This is a genomic window from Vulcanisaeta souniana JCM 11219, from assembly GCF_026000775.1.
GTDB lineage: Archaea > Thermoproteota > Thermoprotei > Thermoproteales > Thermocladiaceae > Vulcanisaeta > Vulcanisaeta souniana.
The window spans coordinates 1,283,001-1,295,573 of record NZ_AP026830.1; the positions used below are offsets into that span (position 1 = coordinate 1,283,001).

Below are 12,573 nucleotides of genomic sequence, written 5' to 3' on the forward strand. Positions count from 1 at the left end.
CATAGTCATGTGCACGTGTATCCTCCCAAGTTCGGTTACATAAGGGTTGCCTCATTGGATGAGGCGGTGAAGGTACTTGAGGTTGATGAGAATGCCAAAGTACTAGCTGGAGGACAGAGCCTAATGCCAATGTTAAAGCTTAGGTTAGTTAGGCCGTCATACTTGGTTGACATTAATAGGGTGCCCAATCTATCATACATAAACATTGAGAACGATAAAATACGCATTGGTCCGTTGATTAGGCATCACCAAGTTGAGGTTAATAGGGATCTTTGGAAGATATACCCAGCATTGCCTGAGACTGCAGTGCAGATCGGTGATCCCCAAATTAGGAATCTCGGAACTGTGGCAGGTTCCTTAGCCCACGCAGACCCAGCTGCTGACTGGCCAGCAACACTAATTGCACTTAGGGCCTCCGTTAAGGTCCTCGGTCCATCAGGAATTAGGGAGGTGCCTGTTGATGACTTCATAACCGGCCCATTCACTACCACATTAGGTAAGGGTGAGATTATTAGTGAGGTTGTGATACCCAGGTTTGGCGGTAATATTAGGTCCTCATACGTGAAGCTTGAACGTAAGGCAGGCGACTTCGCAGTGGTTGGCGTAGCTGTGATGCTTAGGCTTGATCCCAATGGCTCCGTGGAGGATGCGAGCATTGGCATTACAGCCGCTGGGCCCAGGCCATTTAGGGCCAGTGAGGCTGAGAAGGCCTTGATTGGGCGTAAATTGACGGATGACGTTATTGAGGATGCGGCTGAGAGGGCCATGAAGGAATCAAGCCCAGTAGGTGACATCAGGGGCTCGGCTGAATATAAAAAAACAATGGTTAAGGTGATTACTAAGAAGGCCATTAGAAATGCTTTATCGAGGTGATGGGCAATGGCAGCGGCACTCAAGGTAGGGCCGGAGGAGAAGGTTAGGATTAGGATCAAGGTCAACGGTGTTTGGTATGAGAGGGAGGTGGAACCGAGGAAACTACTCGTTCACTTCCTCAGGGAGGACCTCGGATTCACCAGCGTGCATGTCGGCTGTGACACTGGGCATTGCGGCGCATGCACTGTCATAATGAATGGAGTCAGTGTCAAGTCCTGCCAGGTACTTGCGGTCCAGGCGGATGGCGCGGAGATACTGACGCTAGAGGGCTTGGCTAAGGACGGCAAGCTACACCCAATACAGGAAGCTTATTGGGAAAAGCATGCGTTGCAGTGTGGTTACTGTACTCCTGGCTTCATAATGGAAACATATTACCTGCTGAGCGAGAATCCGAACCCAACTGAGGAGGAGATTAGGAGGGGCTTGTCGGGAAACCTGTGCAGGTGTACCGGTTATCAGAACATAATCGAGGCCGTTAAGTTAGCTATCCAGAAATTGAAGGAATTAAAGGCTACACAATAAGCCAGGAGGAAGGTTCAGAGTTTAAATTCGGTGGGTTGCCACGAACATGATTGTTCCTGTATCCTGCCCTCGAGGGCGTCCTTGACGAGTTTCCTCGGGTCCTTAATTTCACGCATTGGTTTGCCGCTTGCGTTTCTGATGAACATCATAACCTCAGCGAGTATGCTGAGGGCGATCTCGCCTGCGGTCTTGGCACCAATATCAAGTCCAACTGGTGAGTGTAGCTTGTTTAATACGTAGTCAAGGCTTATCCCGTTCCTGACCATGTCCGCGATCATAACCGCCGCCCTCCTCTGGCTTGCGAGTAGGCCTATGAACTTGGCATTGTGCTTAAGGGCTATGTAGAGGGCCTCAGTGTCATAGGGTTTGCCGCCCTCATTCGCTATTATTACGATGGAGTTCTCATCAACGAGCTTCTCGAGGTCCCTGAGATCATTGGTTATGAAGTACGCGTTGCTGAAGCGATCTTTATCTATGTCGCCGTTTCCCACGATAGCCACGTAATAGCCAATGGCATTACCCACATCGACTAAAGCCTTAGCGATGAGCCCTGAACCAACCACGATTACCGTGGGCCTCGGCTCCACGGGCTCTAAAATAACCCTGACACCATTTATTACGGTTTCAATGGTCCTTCCCTCGGTCAATACCTTGTTGGCTAGTTCCAGGACCTCCTTATTGGTCACAATACCGAGCAGGGACTTTCCATTAACTATTATATCGGATAATACATTATTGCCAACAACCATTTTAACAATAACTATCCTATCACCCTCTGAGCTGACCTTAGTCAAGGCCCTGAAGAATTCGCAGGAAGACACCAACTTGCTGATTAATCGGGTTAAATAAGTGTTTTTACGCAGTTAATGAATAATTATGCGTAAGCCAGATGAAGTCCTTAAATACCAAGTTATGGAGTGCCTTCTTTAATGAGCGTACCAAGAACAATGCATAGGGAGGCCGGTCCTAAGACTGCCAATTTCTTCGTGATAACGGTATCCACGTCACGCTATAACGCAAAGGTGAGTGGTCAACCGTACACCGATGAATCGGGGGACCTGGCAGAGTCCATGCTCAGACAGGTTGGACATAGGGTTGTTGGTAGGGAGTTGATAAAGGATGACCTGGTCATGATTCGCTCGCTCGTTGATTCGCTCCTCCTTCGTGATGATGTGGACGTGGTAGTCCTCACGGGTGGTACGGGGCTTGCCAGGAGTGATGTGACAATAGAGGCCCTTAGGCCTCTCTTTGAGAAGGAGCTTGAGGGCTTTGGCGAGTTGTTTAGGCAGGTTAGTTATCAGAGGATTGGTACCGGCGTGATAATGACGAGGGCTACGGCTGGGATCGCAAGGAGCAGGTTAATAGTGGCCCTACCTGGTTCGCCAGATGGCGTTAGGACTGGACTTGAAATAATACTCCAGGAACTGCCCCACATACTTTACATAATTAGATCATGATTGAGGTATTCACTATTTAATATTTAAATTAAAATGCATATTCTGCATTAATTCTCATTAATTTTAACGCCTTAATGCATTGGTTCATTAATGACACCGTTACTAGCCATAGTACCACTGACAGGTTCAGGATTGATGATATATTACACGTATGAGAATGTGAAGTACGTTAACGTATGCCTACCTGGCATCTTTCACTGTGAGCGTTTCAACTTTATAGTGCCGAGGAGAATTAGGTTGTTGTTGGCTGTTGGGGCTGTTGTTGTTCTATTCCTAATAGGACTCTCAATAATAATGGGTGCTTTAATGATTGCCCTGGTCCTATCAATTATTGGGTTATTGATTGGCGTTTATGGCGTATACCTACAAGTAAGCCATAGGGCTTACTGCATGTATTGCTTAACGACTGACGTGATATTATTCCTAACCACCATATTGATAATTATTAATTCATGAGTGAATTAATCCGTAAAATTCAAGTAATGCCTTATGTAATTCAAGGTTAAGTACATGAGGAGTTTAATAGTAGCATTATTTAATGTGGTGGGCACGGTATCGATGTGGTACAACTTCCTAGCCTACAATGTTATTGCATCGATAATACTTACAAGGTCAGCATTACATTTAGGCCTATTACCGTCCTTCACTACGATATTCATAGCATTTATCGCAAGACCCATTGGTGCATACGTCTTTGGCTTAATTGGCGATAAATTCTCGAGTAAGTTATCACTAGTGTTGACCCTCGTGGTTATGGGCACTTCAACGCTTTTAATATCAACAATCGGAAAGGCTTGGTATGCCGTGTATGAATTATTGATCGACAGAATCGCTCAGGGAATAGCACTTGGTGGTGAGTGGGCTTCGGCTTCGATATTAACCTACGAATCCGTGAGGGGTGGTGTTGGTAGGTTTTTAACGAGCTTAATACAACTTGGTGTGCCACTGGGCATGTTGTTAACGGTATTCGCAGTTATTCAATGGCGATTGGCATTATTGACAGGGTCATTACTAAGCCTTTCATCAGCCATGATAATCCTAGTACTTTCGCAGGATCAGGGTGTTGGGTTCATTAATTGGAAACCGACCCTTCACATTGAGGATATTAAGAAGGTTATAAAGGCGATTGGTGTTAAGTTTGGTGAGAGTTCGAGTTTTTACGTATACACCTCCGTATTTCTCCTATACTTTAGTGCGCATGAGGTTTCAAGCCTAATAATCACGGCCACGGCCTCCCTATTGATATTCACGTTAATAATGTCGGTAATCATGACTAGGGTGAGCCCAACTAAGGCGTTGTTACTTGGCTACGCTCTTTTCTCCCTGGTAAATACCTTCATGTTTAGGATAGAGCCATTGCTCCTCTTTGTTCTTTTTGGCGTGGTTGATGCCATAACCTACGCGCCACAATCACTGTACCTGGTGTCGTTATTCAGGGGTGATGTTAGGCACGTTGGTGCCGGCGTTTCTTACCACGTGGCTAGTTCACTGGGTGGTTTGATTACTTACTTGGTCTCAATATTAATATCAGTATATGGTCTTAGTGCAGGATTTATCACGACACCCACCCTATTACTGATGTCCTGCATTGCCTCAATAATTGCCCTATTGATTTAAGTACCGTTAGAATTACTTATAAATGGGTTTAGCACTGGTTCATTGTATGGCGAGGGTTCATTATGATGGTTCCTTTGAGGTTGATAAGTCCAGGGACTTTGTCTATAACTTCCTCATTGACCCGAGGAACATAGCCTCAATAATACCCGGCGTTGAGTCCGTGGACGTCATCGACCCTGATAACTTTAAGGTTAGGGCTAGCATGGGTGTTGGGGCTGTTAAGGGTACAATAAACATAACCGCTAAATTTACCGAGAAGAAGCCGCCAGAGAGTGCTAAGGTCGTTGGTAGGGGCTCGGGTATGCAGAGTACCATGGATTTCGAGATTGGGTTCAGGCTTGAGGAACCAAGCTCAGGTAGGACCAAGGTTAATTGGTACTTTGATGGGAATGTGGGTGGTTTAATAGGCTCAATGGGAGCCAGGGTGCTAGACCCAGTGGCTCAGAAAATAGTCCAGGATAGCGTGGAGAAACTCAGGCAGAGGCTCTCATGATGACTTATGTGGTTAACTAAAACTCTCAATGAGTTAGGCATTGACTTATTTCTCGTTACAAAGGAAAACCCTGCCCTTCAGGGCAGGGAGACAGCACTTAAATCTCCACCAAGAGGAACCACTAAATTGACAGCAACCATCTATACCTCTCCAGGAGAAGTTAAAATCACTAAAGGCAATACTTACTTAAGGGCGTCGTTCAACCTTGTCCATGTCGGTGATCGAAACCCAAAAACTTATTAATTTTTATTTTCACAACTCGGTCTTGATAGGTATGAGCCTGATACTGAAGCCTAAGGACTCAGCTTTACAAAAGCCACACCTTAACCTAGCGGTTATAGGGCATGTCGACCATGGAAAATCAACACTGGTGGGCCACCTGCTGGTAGCCACTGGTTATGTTGATGAAAAGGGGTTCAAGGAGCTTGAGGAGCAAGCAAAGAAGATGGGTAAGGAGGACTTCGTCTATGCCTGGGTAACAGACAGGCTTAGGGAGGAGAGGGAGAGGGGTGTCACGATTGAGGCAATGCACGTAGGCTTCGAGACGCCCAAGTACTTCATAACAATCATAGACCTGCCAGGGCACAGGGATTTCGTCAAGAACATGATAGTTGGCGCTAGCCAGGCGGATGCCGCCATGCTCGTTGTATCAGCGAGGCCCGGCGAGTTCGAGACAGGAATAGGCCCACAGGGTCAGACCAGGGAACACCTATTCCTAGCTGCTACGTTGGGTATTAGGCAGTTAATAGTAGTTGTTAATAAAATGGACGTAGTTAACTACGACCAGAAGAGGTACGAGCAGATTAAGGCAGAGATTGGTAAGTTCATGAAGCTACTTGGTTACGACCCATCTAAGATACCCTTCATACCGGTCAGTGCATTGAAGGGTGATAACATAAAGGAGAAAAGTAGCAACATGCCGTGGTACAACGGACCAACACTAATAGAGGCCCTGGACGCCATACAACCACCGCCTAGGCCAACCGACAAGCCATTCAGGATGCCAATACAGGATGTATATACAATAACCGGAGCCGGTACAGTGGTTGTTGGCAGGATCGAGACTGGAGTGCTGAAGGTTGGCGATAGGGTCGTGGTCATGCCGCCTGCCAAGGTCGGCGATGTTAGGAGTATTGAGACACATCACATGAAGTTAGAGCAAGCACAACCGGGAGATAACGTTGGTATTAACGTTAGGGGTATTGAGAAGGATGATGTGAAGAGAGGCGATGTGATGGGTCACCTGGCTAACCCACCAACGGTTGCTGAGGAGATTGTGGCTAGACTGGCGGTGTTATGGCATCCAACTGCGGTAGGCCCCGGCTATACGCCAGTGCTTCATGTGCACACAGCCACAGTGCCTGCGCAGATAATTGAAATAATCGCCAGATTGGACCCAAGGACTGGCCAAACCGTGGAGCAGAAGCCTCAGTTTGTTAAGCAAGGTGATGTGGCGGTTGTTAGGCTTAAGCCGCTTAAGGACGTGGTTGTTGAGAAGTACAGTGACTTCCCAGGGCTTGGTAGGTTCGCCCTTAGGGACATGGGTAGGACAATAGCTGCTGGGCAGATAATTGAGATTAAGCCGAAGAAGGTTGAAATTAAGGCGTGATGATTAATGCCGAGAAAGGCGCGAATACGCATTTGGGGAACAGACAACAAGCAGGTTGACAACCTAGCCAGTGAAATAGTGGGCATAGCCAGGAAACTGGGTGTTAAGGTATCGGGGCCGATACCACTGCCCAGGAGAAGATTGATGGTTACTGTTAGGAGGGCACCCAGTGGTCAGGGATACCATACATTCGACCACTGGGAAATGAGGATTTACAAGCGATTAATAGACATAGATGCTGACGAGAGGGCCATTAGGCAGTTAATGAGGATGAGGGTCCCCGAGAATATAAAAATAGAGATAGAACTAGTTGATTAGCGTTTCCTCCTCGAGAACGGCCTAATTTCTCCAATTTTAAACCCGACCAAACATATTCATCCAATATTACAAAACCACTTAATAATTCAGCTCTCAGCCTCTCATCATTTAACAGGGAAACATAACTCAGAGGGCTCTAAACTCGTCACACAAATTAATCACGCATTAAAGGTAAAAAGTCTTATCCCTGGATCTTAACTAAAGAGATAGGTATTTCTCACAACCCTATTAAATGCTTCAGTATAGAACCGATTCCTCATCGCTCCCCAAACTCGACACTCATCATTCGTAATCCTTTTATGGCTCCTTACCCTATTACCCCCTTGTATGGTGCGTATCTTCAGGTTGGGTAATGGACTGACGGTGATTGCTCATCACATGCCCATTGACGTTGTTGCGATCTATGCCTTCTACAACGTGGGCGCCAAGAATGAGTACCCAGGCGTATTTGGGGGCTCGCATTTGGTTGAGCACATGCTCTTTAGGAGGATTGAGGGATTGAGAGGCAGTGTCGATGAGTTAATAGAAGGTGTTGGTGGTTATTTTAATGGGTTTACGAATTACGATTACACAGCCTACGTCGAGGTACTGCCCACGGAGTATGCAGAGTTGGGTTTTGAAATTGAGAGTAAGAGAATGATAAATGCGGCTTTTGACTCTGGCGAATTCGAGCTAGAGAGGAAGATTGTGCTTAGCGAATTTGATATGAATGAGAACGACCCAGACTTCAGACTCATGTATAGGGCCTCGATGATTGCCTGGGACACACATCCATATAGGTATGCGGTCATTGGTTTGAGGGATGACCTTAATAGGGTGTCCAGGGATGAATTGTTTAGGTATTATAGGCGTTATTATAACCCTGGTAATGCTGTGTTGGTTGTGGTTGGTGGGTTGAGTGAGGATAAAGCCACGGAACTAGCCAATAAGTACTTCGGCAATATAGGATCCGGTGGTGAATCAGGAGCCGTTAAGCCCTGGGATGATGGATTACAGGGTAGAGTCAGGGTTGAGTTAAAGGCATTAAGCGACGAGACACCCAGGCTATTAATCACGTTCAAAGTCCCTGGGGCACACGACATTGATGGCTTGAGGAGACTTATCCTCATGGATTTCGTAGTTTCGGGTGATAGGGCCTTTGTCTATGGCTTAACGAGTAGGGAGCCCATGGCTGTTCCAAGATCATCAAGGCTATACAGGATTGTTGAGGAGGGCCTTGGAGATGCTGTTTATAGTTATTATGAGGTAACGTACATGAATAACCTATACTCCATAATCATTTATAATGTTAAGGACCCCGACAAGGTGATTATGAGAGTTGAGGAATTGATTGCGGAGAGACCGAGTGAAGATGAGCTGGGCTTTGCCAAAGAGAGAATAAGGACTAGGTTAGCCTTCTCCATGGACTCACCAAGTAAGTTAGGTCAGATTTACGGTTTATCGCAGTTATTTATGGGTGATCCGAGGATGTTAGTCTCGATAATTGAGAATGCCACGAAAATAGGCGACACCGAGTATGTGAATTTTGTGGATAAATTATTAGGTAGGTCTATATCGATAATTTATAGGTGATAACCATGGCAAACAAATTATTCATTAGGTCGCCTGTTAAGGACGTGGTCGTACTCGACATTAAATTAAACCTAGGCTCGCTGCAGGAGCTTCATCCTGGGATTACAAATGTATTGATACCGCTATGGAGGATGAGTGGTTACGCCAAGGAACTTGAGAGGATTGGGATATCATTCTCCTTTGAAAAGGGGCTTGACGCATTAACCCTTAGGGTTAAGGCTAGATACTCCGTCATTAATAAGGCCATGAAGCTTATCGAGGACATGCTGCTGAACCCGTTCATTGATAGGCTTGATGACGCTATTAGAGAGGCAAGGACGAGCGTAATCATCAATAGAGAGGATACGACGGTCAGGTCAGTGGCTGAGGCGTTGAAGGTATTATTTAATGATCACCCATACTCAAGGCATCCAATTGCTTATGATTATAAGTTTAGTGATATTACGAAGGACTATATTAAAGGCGCCATTGATGCATTAAGGGTGTTATCATTAACTGTAGTGACTCCAGAAGATCACTTGGAGATTAACCTGCCGTTCACGAGCTACGTTAAGGTGCCCATTAACAGATTTGGGAGTGGTGATGTCGATATTAGGCTTGAGGGTAAGGTGCAGACCACGGTGGCCATTGCATATCCAAGTTATGATGTTATGGACCTTGAGGGTTCCTTCAGAGTTACGGTGATGAATACTATACTTGGCGGCATGGGCCTAATATCGAGGCTTTACAAGGAGGTTAGAGTGAAGAGGGGATTAGCTTACTATGCGTACTCCATGTATTGGCCGTTGGGTAGCTCAGGAGTCCTCATTGCAATGGCTGGTGTGCGCAGGGAGGTCCTTAGGGATGCCCTTAATGTAATGCTCAACGTTATGAGTAACTCGGTCATTTCGGAGGAGGAGTTAAGGATGGCTGTTAGGAATAGGGTTGGTAGGCTTAAGGTAACTGGTGAGTCACCGGAGGGTTTAACGATGCTCTATTCGGTGATACCAACCTACGACTTACCAACTGATTATTATGAGAGGTTCATTGATTATATAAGTAGGTTAAGATCTGAGGATATTTCGAGGGAATTAAGGAATCTTTCGAAACCCACCATCGCAGTGGTTGGTTAACTATATAGGTTATTGAGGGTAAGGCTTATTAATACATAGGGTTTAGGAAGGACGTGAATTCCTTAAACCGGTACTTAGGAAACCCAGTAAAATCGCGCTTGCCTACTCAGGAGGTCTTGATACAACAGTAGCCATTCGCTGGCTCAAGGAGAGGTTTAATGCCGAGGTTATAACAGTTACGGTGGATGTTGGGCAGGACGATGACTTAAAGGACATTGAGGAGAGGGCATATAAGGCTGGTGCGGTTAAGCACTACGCCATTGATGCGAAGAAGGACTTCGCCGAGGGACCCATAGCAATGGCAATAATGGCTAATGCTCTCTATGAGGATAAGTACCCATTGGGGACGGCACTGGCTAGGCCATTAATTGCCGAGAAGATCATTGAAGTGGCTAAAAGGGAGGGTTGTGATGCCGTGGCTCATGGATCCACGTCCAAGGGCAATGACCAGGTCAGATTCAATGAGACGTTGATGGCGTTGGCGCCTGACCTCATGATAATAGAACCAGCGAAGATTTGGGGAATGAATAGGGCCGAGGAGGTTGAGTACGCCAAGAAACACGGTATACCAATACCCAATATACATAGTAGGTTTAGTATTGATGATAACCTTTGGTCAAGGAGTATAGAGGGCCATGAGACTGATGACCCTAGTGCTGAGGTCCCTGAGGACGCCTTTAAGTGGACTGTACCGCCTGAGAAGGTCAGCGAACCGCTGATTCTCGAGGTTGAGTTTAGGGAGGGCCTGCCCGTGGCTGTCAATGGTGAGAGGATGGACCTAGTTGGTTTGATATCGCTCCTAAATAAGGTGGTCGGTGCGCATGGTTTTGGCAGGGTTGATCACGTAGAGAATAGGGTCGTTGGTTTTAAGTCCAGGGAGGTATACGAGGCACCAGCTGCATTAACGCTTATTGAGGCTCATAGGGATCTGGAGAAGCTCATCTATACGCCGCTTGAGTATAGGTTCAAGAAGTTTATTGATCAGGAATGGACTGACCTGGTTTATGGTGGTTTATGGCATGAGCCACTGCGTGAGGAGCTTAGCGATTTCGCTAAGTCCATGAATAGGTGGGTTAGTGGTGTAGTTAAGGTTAAGGTTTTTGGTGGCTTAACGATTATTGGTAGGGAGAGCCCATACGCAAGCTATAGTAAGGATCTTGTCGATTACGTGAGTGGTTGGTACCCAAGCGAGGAGGAGGCCAGGGGCTTCATAAGGATGCATGTACTACACTCACTAACCGCCTATAGAACCAGGCATAAAGCCTAGGGAAACTATTGTTAAAAAGCCCTCAGTTAAAAATACATCAATATGGGTTCTTCAGAGGTCAGGACTACGCATGTGGGTAGTTTACCAAGGCCGCTAAACCTAGCTTCTCAGGACCTAGACAAGGCCATTGAGGACATAGTCAGGGCGCAGGTCGAGATTGGGCTTGATGAAGTTAATGACGGTGAGTACAGACGTCAATCATTCATTAGCGACTTAACGGAACTACCAGGCTTTGGTGTCACAGAGCTTTATTGGGAGAATTCAGCCGGCGATAGGAGGTTCATACCAGTCATATCGAGGACCATAGGGTACGATCCAAACAAACCAATACTGGCTAGGGAAGTCGATGGAATCAAGAGGGCCCTTGAGAAGATTGGCGTTAGGAGGAGGATTAAAGTGACGATACTCGCACCGAGTTTCATGGCTAGGGTTTACCCAGATCCCGACTGGATACCTGCGAGGCCCAGAGAACTCATTGAAAAGTACCGTCAACAAGTCAGGCAGTATTACCCAACAATTGATGATTACCTGGATGATGTTAAGAGGATAATAATTAACGAGGTTAGGGCGGCGCTTGATGCAGGCGCTGACGTTATCCAATTTGATGCACCAGATATACTGCAATTCGATGTTTACGGTGAGTATAACCCAGACAAGAACAGAGCGAGGGATCGTGTTAGGAGGGCCGTGGAGCTTAACAATGAGCTTCTCTCTAAATTACCTGCCGAGTACCTTGAGATCCACTCTTGCTGGGGGAACTTTAACAACTCGCAATTTAATACGCTTGGTCATTATGATGATGCATTGCCTGAGCTCTATGACTTGAAGGTCGGTGTTTTGGGGCCATTTGAGGTGTTTGATGGTATTAGGGATTTTGAGGAGCTAAAGTACTTCAAGCAATACGCGGTACCCAAGGACAAGAAACTGGCGCTTGGCATTGTTAGCGTTAAGTCGAGGAATGTGGAGCCCGTGGAGGTCATTAGGAGAAGGTATGAGGCGGCGTTGGGGGTGGTCAACGACGACCCAAGTAAGTTAATGGTAGCCCCTGGATGCGGCTTTGCTTCGAGCGCCACTAATCCCGTGCAGACTCCCGAATCTGCGCGACGTAAATTAAGAAATATGGTACTCGCAGTAAAGGGTTCTCAATAATTTTCTCATTGTTAGGCATGTTAAAACACTAGGTAGACTTATTAATCTTCATCTTATTTTTACTAGGGGATCTTTAATGCAGTTACCGAAGCCATGGTATAGCCCTAAGGAGTACAGGAAAATTAGAATTGACGAAGCCAGAAGTGAGTTAGAGCTTGCTAAGAGGTTCCTTGAGGAGGGTCTTATTAGGAATGCGGCTAGTAAAGCATTTCAAGCGTGGAAGGCCCTAGTGGCTGCATTGGCTGTTGATAAGAGGGATGAGTTAAGTAAGGTCTTTAGTGGTAAGGTTAGGTTGAGGGGTAGGAGAGAGCGTGTTGATAGGGTTGATTGGGTAATAGCGGTTATGCCGACGAGTTACCTGAAGGATGTGGCTATGATCATCGGCGGTAAGGTTGACCTACTCACGGATAAGGCCTTATGGATTCATCAGTATCAGTACAATGGCCCTGACCCGGAGAGGGTCCTTAGCCCTTACGGAGACGATGATTCTGCTAGGAGAGATATTGAGACATTAATTAGGGAGATGGAGGACATTCTACGTAGCATTGGTCAATGAAATACTTAAAACGTGACTTCTGACTTAA

At 46.3% G+C, this 12,573-nt stretch carries 14 protein-coding genes; 13 read left to right on the forward strand and 1 reads right to left on the reverse strand.

Annotation, left to right across the window (positions count from 1 at the left end; genetic code table 11):
* Positions 1-15 precede the first annotated feature (15 nt).
* Positions 16-873 (forward strand): glyceraldehyde dehydrogenase subunit beta, encoded by an 858-nt coding sequence (cutB, locus tag Vsou_RS06980; RefSeq protein ID WP_188602888.1) that lies wholly within the window; start codon positions 16-18, stop codon positions 871-873.
* Positions 874-879: 6 nt separating this feature from the next.
* On the forward strand, positions 880-1,395 hold the full coding sequence (gene cutC, locus Vsou_RS06985) for a glyceraldehyde dehydrogenase subunit gamma (RefSeq protein WP_054844238.1): 516 nt from the start codon (positions 880-882) through the stop codon (positions 1,393-1,395).
* A 14-nt stretch (positions 1,396-1,409) separates the two neighbouring features.
* Here the strand turns inward: cutC and Vsou_RS06990 are convergent, their stop codons facing one another.
* On the reverse strand, positions 1,410-2,216 hold the full coding sequence (locus tag Vsou_RS06990; protein WP_188602889.1) for an XdhC family protein: 807 nt from the start codon (positions 2,214-2,216) through the stop codon (positions 1,410-1,412).
* Positions 2,217-2,324: 108 nt separating this feature from the next.
* Between Vsou_RS06990 and Vsou_RS06995 the strand changes: the two genes are divergently transcribed.
* From Vsou_RS06995 to Vsou_RS07045, 11 genes are all read left to right on the forward strand, one after another.
* Positions 2,325-2,852 (forward strand): MogA/MoaB family molybdenum cofactor biosynthesis protein, encoded by a 528-nt coding sequence (locus Vsou_RS06995; RefSeq protein WP_188602890.1) that lies wholly within the window; start codon positions 2,325-2,327, stop codon positions 2,850-2,852.
* 90 nt (positions 2,853-2,942) lie between these two features.
* Positions 2,943-3,308 (forward strand): hypothetical protein, encoded by a 366-nt coding sequence (locus Vsou_RS07000; protein WP_188602891.1) that lies wholly within the window; start codon positions 2,943-2,945, stop codon positions 3,306-3,308.
* Between the two features lie 54 nt (positions 3,309-3,362).
* Complete coding sequence (locus Vsou_RS07005) at positions 3,363-4,469, forward strand: MFS transporter (protein WP_188602892.1); 1,107 nt, start codon at positions 3,363-3,365, stop codon at positions 4,467-4,469.
* A gap of 46 nt (positions 4,470-4,515) precedes the next feature.
* Positions 4,516-4,962 carry an SRPBCC family protein gene (locus Vsou_RS07010; RefSeq protein ID WP_054844257.1) on the forward strand — a complete coding sequence of 149 codons (447 nt, stop codon included), beginning with the start codon at positions 4,516-4,518 and terminating at the stop codon, positions 4,960-4,962.
* 274 nt (positions 4,963-5,236) lie between these two features.
* Positions 5,237-6,571: a translation elongation factor EF-1 subunit alpha gene (tuf, locus tag Vsou_RS07015; RefSeq protein WP_188602893.1), complete on the forward strand. Its 1,335-nt coding sequence runs from the start codon at positions 5,237-5,239 to the stop codon at positions 6,569-6,571.
* A gap of 6 nt (positions 6,572-6,577) precedes the next feature.
* A complete protein-coding gene (gene rpsJ, locus Vsou_RS07020; protein WP_188602894.1) occupies positions 6,578-6,889 on the forward strand; it encodes a 30S ribosomal protein S10 in 312 nt (103 codons plus the stop codon).
* A 327-nt stretch (positions 6,890-7,216) separates the two neighbouring features.
* Positions 7,217-8,461, forward strand: coding sequence for a M16 family metallopeptidase (locus Vsou_RS07025; RefSeq protein ID WP_188602895.1), 1,245 nt, complete (start codon positions 7,217-7,219; stop codon positions 8,459-8,461).
* Positions 8,462-8,466: 5 nt separating this feature from the next.
* On the forward strand, positions 8,467-9,573 hold the full coding sequence (locus Vsou_RS07030) for a M16 family metallopeptidase (protein ID WP_188602896.1): 1,107 nt from the start codon (positions 8,467-8,469) through the stop codon (positions 9,571-9,573).
* 91 nt (positions 9,574-9,664) lie between these two features.
* Positions 9,665-10,840: an argininosuccinate synthase gene (locus tag Vsou_RS07035; RefSeq protein WP_188603058.1), complete on the forward strand. Its 1,176-nt coding sequence runs from the start codon at positions 9,665-9,667 to the stop codon at positions 10,838-10,840.
* A gap of 42 nt (positions 10,841-10,882) precedes the next feature.
* Positions 10,883-11,989, forward strand: coding sequence for a uroporphyrinogen decarboxylase/cobalamine-independent methonine synthase family protein (locus tag Vsou_RS07040; protein WP_188602897.1), 1,107 nt, complete (start codon positions 10,883-10,885; stop codon positions 11,987-11,989).
* A gap of 76 nt (positions 11,990-12,065) precedes the next feature.
* The gene (locus Vsou_RS07045; protein WP_188602898.1) at positions 12,066-12,545 is read left to right on the forward strand and encodes a PaREP1 family protein; all 480 of its coding nucleotides are present in this window, start codon (positions 12,066-12,068) and stop codon (positions 12,543-12,545) included.
* The last annotated feature ends 28 nt before the right edge of the window (positions 12,546-12,573 follow it).